This is a genomic window from Streptomyces sp. NPDC015220, from assembly GCF_043079345.1.
Taxonomy (GTDB): Bacteria; Actinomycetota; Actinomycetes; order Streptomycetales; family Streptomycetaceae; genus Streptomyces.
Window position 1 is genome coordinate 1,886 of record NZ_JBIBUK010000001.1, and the last position, 13,006, is coordinate 14,891.

10 protein-coding genes are annotated in these 13,006 nt (G+C 73.4%); 3 read left to right on the forward strand and 7 right to left on the reverse strand.

Annotated elements, in window-relative coordinates; all coding sequences use genetic code 11:
* Positions 1–148: 148 nt before the first annotated feature.
* The 5 genes from ACF061_RS00015 to ACF061_RS00035 form a co-directional block, all read right to left on the reverse strand.
* Positions 149–988, reverse strand: a complete 840-nt coding sequence (locus ACF061_RS00015) for a carbohydrate ABC transporter permease (protein WP_392264460.1) — start codon at positions 986–988, stop codon at positions 149–151.
* Positions 985–2,361, reverse strand: a complete 1,377-nt coding sequence (locus tag ACF061_RS00020; protein ID WP_392264461.1) for an ABC transporter permease subunit — start codon at positions 2,359–2,361, stop codon at positions 985–987. Before ACF061_RS00020 ends, ACF061_RS00015 begins: the two co-directional genes overlap by 4 nt.
* 6 nt (positions 2,362–2,367) lie before the next feature.
* Complete coding sequence (locus tag ACF061_RS00025) at positions 2,368–3,699, reverse strand: ABC transporter substrate-binding protein (protein ID WP_392264462.1); 1,332 nt, start codon at positions 3,697–3,699, stop codon at positions 2,368–2,370.
* Between the two features lie 41 nt (positions 3,700–3,740).
* Positions 3,741–5,375 carry an alpha-amylase family glycosyl hydrolase gene (locus tag ACF061_RS00030; RefSeq protein WP_392264463.1) on the reverse strand — a complete coding sequence of 545 codons (1,635 nt, stop codon included), beginning with the start codon at positions 5,373–5,375 and terminating at the stop codon, positions 3,741–3,743.
* A 212-nt stretch (positions 5,376–5,587) separates the two neighbouring features.
* Positions 5,588–6,859 carry an ABC transporter substrate-binding protein gene (locus ACF061_RS00035; RefSeq protein WP_392264464.1) on the reverse strand — a complete coding sequence of 424 codons (1,272 nt, stop codon included), beginning with the start codon at positions 6,857–6,859 and terminating at the stop codon, positions 5,588–5,590.
* A 128-nt stretch (positions 6,860–6,987) separates the two neighbouring features.
* Here ACF061_RS00035 and ACF061_RS00040 point away from each other — a divergent pair, with 128 nt between their 5' ends.
* The 3 genes from ACF061_RS00040 to ACF061_RS00050 all read left to right on the forward strand — a co-directional run bounded on the left by ACF061_RS00040 (position 6,988) and on the right by ACF061_RS00050 (position 10,632).
* A complete protein-coding gene (locus tag ACF061_RS00040; protein ID WP_392264465.1) occupies positions 6,988–7,503 on the forward strand; it encodes a PadR family transcriptional regulator in 516 nt (171 codons plus the stop codon).
* On the forward strand, positions 7,500–8,279 hold the full coding sequence (locus ACF061_RS00045; RefSeq protein WP_392264466.1) for an ABC transporter ATP-binding protein: 780 nt from the start codon (positions 7,500–7,502) through the stop codon (positions 8,277–8,279). Before ACF061_RS00040 ends, ACF061_RS00045 begins: the two co-directional genes overlap by 4 nt.
* Positions 8,280–8,355: 76 nt before the next feature.
* Entirely contained in the window at positions 8,356–10,632 is a 2,277-nt protein-coding gene (locus ACF061_RS00050) for an FtsX-like permease family protein (protein ID WP_392264467.1), read from the forward strand.
* Between the two features lie 178 nt (positions 10,633–10,810).
* Here ACF061_RS00050 and ACF061_RS00055 read toward each other — a convergent pair whose 3' ends face one another.
* Together ACF061_RS00055 and ACF061_RS00060 are read right to left on the reverse strand one after the other, a co-directional pair.
* Entirely contained in the window at positions 10,811–12,091 is a 1,281-nt protein-coding gene (locus ACF061_RS00055; RefSeq protein ID WP_392264468.1) for an MFS transporter, read from the reverse strand.
* A gap of 347 nt (positions 12,092–12,438) precedes the next feature.
* Positions 12,439–12,774, reverse strand: a complete 336-nt coding sequence (locus ACF061_RS00060) for an RNA polymerase-binding protein RbpA (RefSeq protein ID WP_006349936.1) — start codon at positions 12,772–12,774, stop codon at positions 12,439–12,441.
* Between the last annotated feature and the right edge of the window lie 232 nt (positions 12,775–13,006).

The window sequence follows — 13,006 nt, forward strand, 5'->3', positions numbered from 1 at the left end:
GGGGGGCCCCCCCCCGGGGGGGCGGGGCGCCGGGGGGGGGGGCCCCCCCCCGGGGGGGGGGCCGCCCCCCCCCCCCGCCCCCCCCCCGGGGGGGGGGCCCCCCCGGGGGCCCCCCCCCCCCCTGCTCTTCCCCCCGCGTGGCGGACCGCTACTTAACCGACCCCGCCATCACGCCCTGCACGAAGTGCCGCTGGAAGGCGAAGAACACCACCACCGGCACCACCAGCGACAGGAACGCCCCCGGCGCCAGCACGTCGATGTTGCTGCCGAACTGCCGGATCTGCGACTGGAGTTCCACCGTGAGCGGCTGTGCGGAACCGTCCGCGAACAGCAGCGCCACCAGCATGTCGTTCCACACCCACAGGAACTGGAAGATGGCGAGGCTGGCGATGGCCGGCCGTCCCACCGGCAGGACGAGCTGCGCGAAGACGCGCCACTCCCCGCCCCCGTCCATCCGCGCGGCCTCCAGCATCTCCTTCGGTATCTCGGCGAAGTAGTTGCGCAGCAGGAACACCGCGAACGGCAGCCCGTAGGCCACGTGGAAGAGGACGACCCCCGGAATCGTCCCGAACAGCCCGAGCTGCCCGAAGAGTTTGGCCACCGGCAGCAGGCCGATCTGCACCGGCACCACCAGCAGTGCCACCACCAGCAGGAACAGCGGTTCGCGGCCGGGGAAGTCGAGCCAGGCGAAGGCGTATCCGGCCAGCGCCGCGATGACGACGACGAGGACCGTCGCCGGCACCGAGATCAGCACCGTGTTCCAGAACGCCTGGGTCATGCCGGCGTTCTTCAGCAGGGCCGAGTAGTTGTCGAAGGAAAGCTGCCCGGGGCTGCTCAGGGCCGTCCACCAGCCGCCCTTGGCGGTGTCCTGGGACGACCGCAGCGAGGAGACGAACAGCCCCGCCAGCGGGGTCAGCCAAATCAGGCCGACCACCACCAGACAGGCCTGCACCAGCCCGTTGCCCAAGCCCCTGCGGACCGCGTTCATCGCTGACTCCTTCGGAAACGGCGGACGTTGAGGACCATCGCCGGGATCACCAGGAGCAGCAGCAGGACACCCAGCGCGCTGCCGAGCCCCTGGTTGTTGCCACCGCCGAAGGACACCAGCCACATCTGGGTCGCGAGCACGGTGGCGTCCTCCTGCACCGGGCCGGGCGCGATGATGTAGACGAGGTCGAAGACCTTCATGACGTTGATGACGAGGGTCACGAAGACGACCGTCAGGACGGGGGCGAGCAGCGGGACCGTGATGCGACGGAAGACCTGCCACTCGTTGGCCCCGTCCATCCGGGCCGCCTCCAGCGCGTCCCGCGGCAGGCTGGACAGCCCCGCGCCGATCAGGACCATCGCGAACCCGGTCCAGATCCACAGGTAGGCCCCGATGATCGCCGGCGTGACGAGGGTCGGTCCGAGCCAGGAGATGCCCTGGTAGGGGGGTGCGAAGTTGGACTTCGGCAGCTTGAGCGTGTACGACCCGGCGGACAGGCCGGAGAAGTGGAAGGAGCCGTCGGAGGCGGTCGTCGTGCTCGCGACGCTCCGTCCGTCGCGCAGTGCCTGGACCTTCATGCCGGGCAGACCGCTCTCCTGCCGGTCGACCTTGCCCTGGGTGCCCGCTCCGCCGGGGGTGAAGTCCAGGTAGACGACGCCGCGCAGCTCGCCGGGGGCGGCCTTCCGCCCGGCCGCCGGGTATGCGGACGAGGCGCCGCCCGGCAGGTCCTTGGGCAGCACGCCGACCATCGGGAGCGCCACCGAGGCGCCCGGCGAAACGGCGGTGTTCGTGGTGTAGGAGCCGTCGCGGCCCTGGGTCAGCAGCCCCTGGGGGCCGGTGCGGGCCCGCGCCGTCGGGTACGACGACGTGCCGGTGAAGGCGTCGTGGACAGAGACGGCGGCGGCGTTCAGCACGCCCTTGTCGGGGTCCTGGTCGTAGGCGAGGCGGAAGGTGATCCCGGCGGCGAGGAAGGAGACCGCCATGGGCATGAACAGCAGCAGCTTGAACGCCGTCGCCCAGCGGACCTTCTCCACCAGGACGGCCAGGATCAGACCGAGGCCGGTCAGCAGCGTGGGGGCCACGACGATCCAGATGACCGTGTTCCGGATGGCTTTCAGCGTCGCCGGGTCGCGGAACATCTCAGCGTAGTTGTCGCCGCCGACGAACCGGGTGCCGGAGGCGTCGAAGAAGCTGCGGCCGATGGAGAACAGCACCGGGTAGACGACGAGTGCGCCGAGCAGCAGCAGTGCGGGGAAGGCGAACAGCACGGCGATGATCCGTCCCCGCCGCCGGGCGCGCCGTGCGTTCTCGGCGTGCGCGGCGGGCGGCGGGGGGCTCGTCGCCTTGTCCTTGGTGAGGGTGGCCGTGGTCATGACGGCTCAGTCCTGGGCCCGGTAGGCCTTGGCCGCGGCGGCCTCGAGCTTCGCCGCGGTGCCCCTGGGGTTCGACGGGTCGCTCAGGAAGTCCTGGAGCAGCTTCCACTCGCCGGTGCCCTTGGTGCCGCCGAAGGCCGCCGGGGCCTGGTCGGACATGTCGAAGCGGACCGAGTCGCCGGCGCCGATCAGGGACTTGGCGGTGGCGCGGGTGACGTCGTCGCCGTAGTTCTTCAGGTCGAGGCCCTTGTTCGGGGAGAGGAAGCCTCCGGCCTTCGCCCAGACGGCGGCGGCCTCGGGGGTGGCCAGGTACTCCAGGAGCTTCATCCCGGCCTTGGCGTTCTTGGCGTCCTTGAGGACGACCGCCGCGTCGCCGCCGCTGACCACCGGCGCCTTGCCGCCGTCGACCGCGGGGAAGGGGAAGAAGTCGGCGTCCTTGCCGATGGTCCTGCCGAACTGGTCGTGGGCGACGCCGGCGACGAAGTCGCCCTCGTAGACCATGCCGGCCTCGGGCTTGGGTCCGAAGACCTTCTCGACCGAGCCCGGGAAGTCGGTGTTCAGGGCCTCCTTCGGGCCGCCGGCGATCAGCTGCTTGTCCTTGAACAGCCTGCCGAGCGTGCCGAGCGCCTTGATGACGCTCGCGTCGGTCCATTTCAGCTTGTGGGCGGCGAGGGCGTCGTACTTCTCCGGTCCGGCCTGGGAGAGGTAGATGTTCTCGAACCAGTCGGTGAGGGTCCAGCCGTCCTGCCCGGCGACGGCGAACGCGGCGAGTCCGGAGTCGGAGACGGTGTGCCCGGCCTTGAGCATGTCGTCGTAGGTCGCCGGCGGCTTGACGCCGGCCTGGGCGAGGGCGTCGGGGCTGTACCAGACGGTGGACTTGTGGGCGGCCTTGAAGTACAGGCCGTACAGGGTGTCGCCGACGCTGCCGTACTTCTTCCACACGGGCGCGTAATCGGCGGTCACCGACTGCTGGGCGGTGGCGGACAGCGGTGTGAGCCAGCCCTTCCGCGCGAACTGCTGGAGCACGCCGACCTGCGGGACCATCACCACGTCGGGGGCGTTGCCGCCCTCGATCTTGCTTCCGACGACCGTGGAGACGTTGTCGCCGGTGGAGACGAACTGGGTCTTGGCGCCGGTCTTCGCGGTGAAGGCGTCCAGCACCTTCTGGAAGTTCTTCTGCTCGCTGCCGGACCAGACGCCTGCCACGGTGACGGTCTGGCCGCTGAGCGCCTTGTCGCCGCCGCCCGCGGAGACGGGGTCGTCGCTGCCGCAGGCGGTGGCGCCGAGGGCGAGGGCGAGCGCTGTGCAGCCGGTGAAAAGGTGGGTACGTCGTCGCATCGTCGTGGGTGTCCTCTCGATGGGTGGGAAGTTGACGGAGTTCAGCGGTCCTCGGTGTCGTCGGCGATCCACCAGGCGGCGGTGGAGCCGGCGAGCACTCCGGGCGGGCAGGGGCCGCTGGCCAGCAGCGGTGTGCCGGGAACCGGTGCGGGCGTGGGGGCCGTGCCGAAGTTGACGGCGCAGACCAGTCCGTCGCCGCGGACGAACCCGAGGACACCGGGCGGGGTTTCCAGCCAGCGCAGGGTGCCCTCGCCCAGCTGGGGCAGAGCGGCGCGCAGTTGGAGACCGTCGCGGTACAGGTGCCAGAAGGAGCGGGTGTCGGCGAGGGCGCGGTCGGTGGCGTACTCGGCGAAGTACTCCGGTTGCGGCAGCCAGGGTTTGGCGCTCTCCGCTCCGGGGGTGAAGCCGAACGGGGAGGCCTGGCCGGACCAGGGCAGCGGCACCCGGCAGCCGTCCCGGATGCGGGCGCGGCTCCCGGTGCGGCGGAAGATCGGGTCGGTGAGCACGTCGTCGGGCAGGTCGACGACCTCGGGCAGGCCCAGTTCCTCGCCCTGGTAGACGTACGCGGCCCCGGGCAGCGCCAGCATCAGCAGCGCGGCGGCGCGGGCGCGGGCGGCGCCGAGGCCGCTGCCCGCGGGCGCGGGCTCGCCGTAGCGGGTGACGGTGCGGACCTGGTCGTGGTTGTTGAGGACCCAGGTGACGGTGGAGCCCGTGCCGGCGATGTCCTGCATGGCCTCGGAGACGACCTTGCGGAAGGCGTCGGCGTCCCAGGGGGCGCTGAGCAGGTCGAAGAAGAAGGCCTGGTGGAGTTCGTCCGGGCGGACGTAGCGGGCGTGTTCGCGGGCGTTGGGCACCGACACCTCGCCGACGAGGAGGCGTTCGCGGCCGTCGCGGGCGGTGTACTCCTCGCACACGGACCGCCAGTGCCGCCACACGTCGTGCACCTCGGGCTGGTTCCAGGCGAGCGGGTTGACCGAGTCACGGGTGCGGGCGTCGGCCTCCGGGTCGTCGGAGTCGGGCAGTTCGGGGTGCTTGTAGAGACCGGCGGCGACATCGATGCGGAAGCCGTCGACGCCCCGGTCCAGCCAGAACCGCAGCACCTGGTCGAACTCGGCCGGGATCTCGGGGTTGCGCCAGTTCCAGTCGGGCTGTTCGGGCGTGAACATGTGCAGGTACCACTGGCCGGGGCGGCCGTCGGCCTCGGTGACCCGGGTCCAGGCGGGGCCGCCGAACATGGCGTGCCAGTTGTTGGGCGGCTCGGCGCCGCCGGGGCCGCGGCCGTCGGCGAAGTGGAAGCGGGCGCGGGCCGGGCTGCCGGGTCCGGCGGCGAGCGCCTCGCGGAACCAGGGGTGCTCGCTGGAGCAGTGGTTGGGGACGATGTCGAGGAGCACCCTGATGCCCAGCCGGCGGGCGGCGGTCATCAGCCGGTCGAACTCGTCGAGGTCGCCGAAGAGCGGGTCGACGCCGCGGTAGTCGGCCACGTCGTAGCCGTGGTCGTGCTGCGGGGAGGGGTAGAAGGGGCTCAGCCAGATCCCGTCGACGCCGAGCTTCTTCAGGTACGGCAGCCCGGCCCGGACCCCGGCCAGATCGCCGATGCCGTCGCCGGTGCTGTCCAGGAAGCTGCGGACGTACACCTGGTAGATCACCGCGTCACGCCACCAACGATGCCTGTTCAACCCAAGGACCTGTCTCTGTGGAGGGGACAGCTGGACGCCAGCCGTTATGCATGCATGTTAGGTAGGCGTGTCACGAGAGTGTCAATGAGGAGAACGCAGGCTACCGGTCAGTCGCCTCGCCAAACAGGGCCATACCGGGGCAGGGCGAACCCATCCGTGATGCGCGCGTTACCCAACAAGTAACTAGCGAGCGGGCGACGGGGTCGAATCGGCTACCGACGGGCGATGGCGTCGAGTTCCCGCGCCAGCCGCCGGACCGCGCTCTCGGGCGTCTGGCGTCCGGTCAGCGCGTCGTGCACGACCGCCTGCACCGCCAGGCTGACCTGGTCGTAGTGCGGGCTCTTGGGGCGCGGCGCGGCCGAGAGCACGGCGGCGCGCAGGGTCGGCAGGTAGGGGAACCGCCGGACGAGCGCGGGGTCCTCGTAGAGATCGGCGCGCACCGGCGGCAGCGCGCCCGCGGTGAGCACTTGGCGCTGGACGCGTTCGCCGGTGAGGTACGCGATCAGGCGCGCGGCGGAGTCGGGGTGCCGGGCGTGGGTGTTGACGGCGAGGTTGGACCCGCCCAGGACGCTGGTGCCCGGACCGTCCGGCCCCGGCAGCGGCACGGCGCCGATCCTCCCGGCGACCTTCGAGCCCGGGGCGGAGGCGACGGCGTACGCGTAGGGCCAGTTGCGCAGGAAGAGCAGCCGGCCGTCCTGGAACGCCTGCTTGGACTCCTCCTCCTTGTAGGTCAGGGCCGCCCGGGGTATCCAGCCCTCGCGGAAGCCGCGCACCAGGAACCCGATGCCCTCGCGGGCCGCCGCGGAGTTCACGGTGACGCGCTGGCCCTCGTCGCCGAGGACGGTGCCGCCCGCCGAGTACACCGCCTCGGCCGCGTTGACGGTCAGCCCTTCGTAGGGCAGGAACTGGCCCGCGTAGCCGTCGAGTCCGTGCCGGGGCGCGATGGTCCTCGCGTCCTGCTCCAGCTCCGCCCAGGTGCGCGGCGGCGGCACGCCCTCCTCGGCGAGGACGTCCTTGCGGTACAGCAGCAGACCGGCGTTGGTGACGTAGGGCACCGCGTACAGCCGGCCCTCGTACGTCGCCGTGTCGACGACCGGCGGCAGGAAGGACCGCAGCGGGAAGCGGTCGCGCGGCAGCGGACGGATCCAGCCGGCCGCCGCGAACTCCGAGGTCCAGTTGACGTCGATGTTGAGCACGTCGAACCGGCTCCGGTCGCCGCCGCGCAGGTCGGTGCTCATCTGCGCGTGGGTCTCGTCGGCGGAGTCGGGCAGCTCGACGAGGGTGACCTCCTCGCCGGGGTGGGTGCGGTTCCAGCCCTGGAGGAGGGGGCCGAGGTAGCCGGTGAGGTCCCCGGCGGTGGCCAGGGTCAGCGGGCCGCGCCCGGCGCCGCCGCCCTCCTCGGCACGGGCGCCCGAGGCGACACAGCCGGTCATGACCACCGCCCAGACCAGGAGGCCCCTACCGGCGGCACGCATCCACCGCATAGGTTCCTCCTTGCACACCGGCGCCGGGCACCTTCGCCGGACGTCAGGCCATGTATACCCGTTAGGTATGGGCGATACTAGGGCCTGGAGCACATCAGACAGATGACGGAGCTAGGAGGACAGCACGAGTGCGCCTGCCCCTCCTGGCACTCCTCGCGCGCGGCCCCGCCCACGGCTACGAGCTCAAGCAGGATCTTGAGCAACTGCTGGGCTCCGCGTACCCTCAGCCGAACGTCGGCCAGATCTACGTGACCCTGGGCCGCCTCGAGAAGTCGGGGCTGATCGAGGGCGAGGAGGTCGAGCAGTCAAGCCGGCCCAACAAGAAGATCTACCACCTCACCGACGCCGGACGGGACGAGCTGCGCGGCTGGTTCGCGGAGCCCGAGGACGAGCCGCGGGTGCGCGACGAGTTCTTCATGAAGCTCGCCCTCGCCCCGCGGACCGGTCTCGCGGACCAGATCGCCCTCATCAACAAGCAGCGGCGCCAGTACCTCAACACCATGCGCAACCTGTCGAAGCTGGCCGCGGCCGAGGACCGGGACAACCGAATCGCCCATCTGCTGATCGAGGGCGCCATGCTGCACCTCCAGGCCGACCTCGACTGGCTGGAGCGGTGCCAGGAGGAACTGGAGGAGCCGCAGTGAGCGACGGCCACGCTCCCGAGCCGCCGGCCGAGGGCCGCCCCGTGCCCGTGCTGCGCGCCGAAGGCCTGGTCAAGACCCATCACGGCGAGGGCGCGCCCGCCCGTGCCGTGCGCGGCGTCGATCTGTCGGTGCGGCGCGGCGAGTTCGTCGCCGTCACCGGCCCCTCCGGCGCCGGCAAGTCCACGCTGCTGCACCTGCTGGGCGGGTTGCAGCGGCCGGACGAGGGCAGCATCTGGCTCGACGGCCGGTGCACGGACTCCTACGGCGAGGCCCGCTGGGCCGAGGAGCGCCGGAGGCACATCGGCATCGTCTTCCAGTTCTTCAACCTGGTCTCCAACCTGTCGGTCGCCGACAACGTCGAGCTGCCCGCCCTGCTCGCCGGCCGTTCGCCCCGGCAGGCGCGCGCCGAACGGCGGGAGTTGCTGGCCGAGCTGGGGCTCGACGGCAAGGAGCGCAGCATGCCCGGCGAGCTGTCCGGCGGCGAGCAGCAGCGGGTCGCCCTCGCCCGCGCCCTGGTCAACCATCCGCCGCTGCTGCTGGCCGACGAGCCCGCCGGCAGTCTGGACAGCAAGGGCACCCGTGAGGTGATGCGGCTGCTGTCCCGCTTCCACCAGCGGGGGCAGAGCATCGTCCTGGTCACCCACGACGCTCGGCTGGCGAGCGCCGCGGACCGGGTGATCAGCTTCTTCGACGGCCGGATCGCCGACGACGCGGAACTGGACGGGACTCCCGCGCGGGGCGCGGGGATCTCGGGTGTGCTGGAGCTGAGGGACTGAGTGCGGTGCGCGAACACCTGACGTCCCCGCGCCCGGCGTACCGGGCCGCCCGCCCCGGGCCGAGGGGCTGAGGCCGGTGCGAGCCACGTTGCGCTGGGCGCACTCCGATCTGCGCACCCACCGCGGGGAGGCGCTGTTCATCGTGCTGGCCACGGCCGGCATCGTCGTCTCGCTGCTGCTGGCGACCGCGCTGTTCGGATACGCGACCAACCCCTGGCAGCGGGTCTTCACCCAGTCCCGCGGCGCCCATGTGTGGATCCACACCCTCAAGTCCGCGGACACGGCCCGGATCGCCGGGCTGGACGGGGTGCGGGCCGTCGCCGGGCCGTACGAGACCGAGACCGTCACCGTCTCCTCGCGCGGCGCGCGCGCCACGGTGGAGCTGCGGGGCACACCGGCGCCGCCCTCCGTGGGCCGCCCGCTGCTCACCGCCGGGCACTGGCTCGACGTCCGCGACCCCGGCGGCGTGGTGCTGGAGAGCAGGCTCGCCCGCGCGCTGCTGGCCGAGCCCGGGGACGCCCTCACCGTGCCCGGCACCGCGCGCACCCTGACGGTGGTGGGCGTCGCCGAGAGCGCCGAGTCGCGCTACCGTCCGGGCGAGCAGCCGGGCCTGGTGTGGGCGCCGCCGGCCGCCGTGCACGACTTCGGCGGCCGGGTGGTCGGGCTGCGGCTGTCCGACCCCGCCGACACCGACTACGCGGTCCAGCGCGCCGTCACGGTGCTCGGCGCGGGAGCGGTCGGCGAGGTGTCCACCTGGCAGCAGGCGCGGGCCGAGGCCCAGGGCGACAACCGGCTCCTCGGGCAGGTGATGGGCCTGTTCGGGCTGGGCGCGCTGGTGGCGGCTGGGTTGGCGGTGCACGGCGCGATCGGCACCCGGATCCGCGGTCACCTGCGGGACATCTCGGTGCTGAAGGCGATCGGGTTCACCCCCGGTCAGGTGGTCCGCGTCTTCCTGCTCCAGCACGTGGCGTACGCGCTGCTCGGCGCCGTGGCCGCGGCGGCTCTCACCCAGGGCCTCGGTACCCGGGTGCCGGGGCGGCTCGGCGACGCGGTCGGCGTGTGGCAGGGGCTCCCGGAGCACACCCTCGCCCTGTTCGCGGTGCCGGTGGGCGCGGTGCTGTTCATCGGCGCGGTGACCGCCCTCGCGGCCTGGCGGGCCGGACGGGTGCCCCCGGTGCCGCGCGTCGCGGCACCGGCCGGCGGACGGCTGTCCGGCCCGGCCCGCCGGGCTCTCGGCCTGCGGCTGCCGCCCGGGCTGGTCCTGGGCTGGCACCGGGCCTTCACCCGCCGCCCGCGCACCCTCGCCACGGTCGGCCGGCTGGCGCTGCCGCTGCTGCTGATCGTGGTCGCGATGAGCGCCTGGACGACCATCGACCGCTTCCACCGCAGCCCCGAGCGGCTGGGCCTGCCGGCCGCGCTCACCGTCCGCGCGGACAGCGCCCTGGACGACCGGGAGACCCGGAACCTGCTGGCGCACGAGCCGCGGGTCGCCACCGTCTATCCCGGTGTGCAGACCGCCGCACTGGTGCCCGGCCAGACGGCCACGATCGCCCTGCGCGGCCTGGGCACCCGCCAGGACCCCTACCCGTACACCCTCGCCGAGGGCCGCCCGGCGAGCGGTCCCGACGAGGCCGTCGCCGGGCAGGGTCTGCTCGACCTCCTCGACGTGCGGGTCGGCGACTGGGTGCGCATGACGGTGGGCGCCCAGCCGCAGATCCTGCACATCGTGGGCCGCAGCATCGAGCCGGAGAACGCCGGCCGGGTCATCTCCACGTCCCTGGACACCGTGCGCGAGAACGACCCGAGCCTGAGCCCCACGCTCTACCAGCTGCGGCTGCGCCCCGGCACGGACCCGCACCAGGTGGCCACGGCCCTGCTCGCGGCCGGCCGCGGGCACCTCGACGTGCACGCCGTGACCAATCCGGCCGACGGACTGTCCCCACTGCGCGCGGTCGTCGCCGGGCTGGTCTGCGTCCTGGCCCTGATCGGGCTCATCGAGCTGCTGACGGCGATCGGCGGCACGGTCCGCGAGGGCGAGCGGGACCTGCTGGCCCTGAAGGCGATGGGGCTGACGCCGCGCCAGATCACCGGGATCACGGTGACGGCGACCGGCTGCACGGCGCTGGCGGCCGTGCTGGTCGCCGCGGCGGCCGGTCTACCCCTCGCCCACTGGCTGATCGACGCCCAGGGCCGCTCCAGCGGCATCGGCGCCGGAATCGCCGCCCTCCCCCCGGTCCCGCTGCTGCTGCTGTTCGGCGCCGCCGCCGTGCTGGGCGCCGCGGCCCTCGCCGCCGTGCCCGCCTCCCGGGCCGCCCGGCGCCGCATGGCGGACACGCTGAGCGCGGTGGCCTGAGCGCGGCGGCCTGAGCGCGGCGGCCTGAGCGCGGCGGCCCGGGCGGGCGCGGGCCGGGCGGGCGCGGGCCGGGCGGGCGCGGGCCGGGCGGGCGCGGGCCGGGCAGACCGGCGGAGCGGCCGTAGGTGTCCGGAGCGCCCCGCGGGGCCGGGGGTGCCGCCGGCCCCGACTCGGTCGGTCAGCGGTCGCCCTGAACGGCCGTCACCTCCTCGTCCCCGGCGTCCCGCGCCCGGAGCCGGTCGCGCGCGAGGAGCAACGCGGCGACGGACAGGACGAAGAAGGCGGCCGTGAGCAGAGCGGGGGTGTTCGGGCCCCAGGCGGTGGCGACGACGCCGCCGAGCAGCGCGCCGAGGGGCGCCCCGGCGACCGCGAGGGTCCGGAAGGCGGCGCTGACCCGGCCCAGCATGCCGACGGGGCTGCGCTGCTGCATCAGTGTGGTGATGTTGACGTTCCACACCATGCCCATCAGCCCGAAGACGGCCATCGCGGCCACCAGCGCGGACAGGTGGCGCACCGAGCCCATCACGACCAGGGCGGCGATCTGCACCGTGCCCGCCAGGAGCACGGCCCGAAGACCGCCCAGGCGTCCCACGGCACGGCGGTTGACCGCGCCGCCGGCCAGGCTGCCGAGGGTGTAGGCGGTCATCGCCGCCGCGTATCCGCCGGGCCCGGCGTGCAGCCAGCCGGTCACCAGGACCACCAGGGCGGCTATGAGGGCGCCCATTCCGACGTTGCACAGGGCGGTGGCGGCGCACAGCGCCCGCAGCGTCCGGTCCCGTGCGAGGACGCGCAGACCCTCGGCGATCTCGCGGCGCAGGGTGCTGCCCTCCGGGCGCGGTTCGCGCCGGGGCGCGGGGGTGCGCAGCGAGGCCACCAGTGCGGCGGCCACCAGGAAGGTGACGGCGTCGGCGGCGAACGGGGCGGCGACGGTGACGGCGATCAGCAGCGGCACGACCGGGCCGCCCAGCAGTCCGCCGGCGATGCGCTGCCCGGTCATCAGCCGGGTGTTGGCGACGCCGAGCGCCTCGCGTTCCACCAGGGCGGGCAGCAGGGCCGTGGCTGCGTTGTCGAAGAGCGTCTGGAGCGTGGTGAGCGCGAAGGCGAGGGCGATCAGCAGGGCGATCGAGGCGTGTCCGAGCGCGACGGTCACCGCGAAGCCGCCGACCAGTACGGCCCGTACCGCGTCCACCGTCCACATCGCCCGCCGCTGGTCCACGCGGTCGGCGACGGCCCCGCCGATCAGTCCGAAGACGAGCCAGGGCAGGTAGCCGCAGGCCGTGACCGAGACGATGAGCAGGGGGTCGCCGGTCAGGGTGGCGGCGAGCAGGGGCAGCGCGGCCGTACGCAGCGCGTCACCGAAGCTGGACAGCACCGCGGCGCTCCACAGCCGCCCGAAGGCCCCGCCCCACGGGAGCCGCTCCGCGGTCTGGGCGGCCCCCGCCGTCCCGGTCGTCGTCACCGCTGCCGTCCCCCTCACGATTCGCGCCGATGCGCACACCGTAGGAGACGCCACTGACAATCGGTCAGCCGCGGCGGGCCGCGCGGGGGAACGGGTCCGGCCCGTGCCCGTCCGGCCGGGCGTGGAGGAGGTGTCGGGGTCTTCCGTTCGGAGCAGGCCGGATCAGTGGCCGGGGCGTCGCGAGCCCGGCGTGGTCCGAACGGGGAGGACCTAGTGCCGCGGCGGGCGACGTTCGCCCGTCTAGGAGCGGCGTCCGGTGCGTGCTCTCTGGGGGTCCCCCCCTGCTCGAAGAGCCCGGGGGAGGCGTGCCGGGCGTCGCGACGGGGCGAACGCTGCCTGCCGCGGCACTAGATCTCGCCGCGCAGCTTGGCGAGGGCCTCGGCGAGGATCGCCTCGCCGTCCGCGTCGCTGCGCCGTTCCCGTACGTACGCCAGGTGCGTCTTGTACGGCTCGGTGCGGGGCGGGTCCGGCGGGTTGTCCTGGTCCTGTCCTGCCGGGAAGCCACAGCGCGGGCAGTCCCAGGTGTCGGGGACCTGCGCGTCGCTGGCGAAGCTCGGCTGGGTCTCGTGCCCGTTGGAGCACCAGAAGGAGATGCGCAGACGCGGCGCGGACTCGCCGCGCTCGGCCTCGCCCATCGGCCCCGCCCCGACCCGGCTTCCCCGGATCGCGTTGCCACTTGCCACGGTCGTAACTCCCTGCGTGATGGTGCCGCGAAGCGAGTCGGCGTTTCTCTTCACTGCGAGCGCCTCAGTCTACGTAAGGCCCAACGCGCGTCCAGTGATTGGAGTTACCGCCCCCCACACACAGACGCAGGCCCCATGATAGGCCGCGCTCACAGGCGCGTACCCACCATGGGGCCTTACGTGCGGAATGTGCGGTGTCCGCGGCCGGCGACCGGGACCGGCTGTTCGCCCA

What these genes read in the sequence shown, in the direction of transcription:
- ACF061_RS00015 (WP_392264460.1), bottom strand. Translation starts at nt 988, where the DNA reads ATGAACGCGGTCCGCAGGGGCTTGGGCAACGGGCTGGTGCAGGCCTGT.
- ACF061_RS00035 (WP_392264464.1), bottom strand. Translation starts at nt 6,859, where the DNA reads ATGCGGTGGATGCGTGCCGCCGGTAGGGGCCTCCTGGTCTGGGCGGTG.
- ACF061_RS00020 (WP_392264461.1), bottom strand. Translation starts at nt 2,361, where the DNA reads ATGACCACGGCCACCCTCACCAAGGACAAGGCGACGAGCCCCCCGCCG.
- ACF061_RS00025 (WP_392264462.1), bottom strand. Translation starts at nt 3,699, where the DNA reads ATGCGACGACGTACCCACCTTTTCACCGGCTGCACAGCGCTCGCCCTC.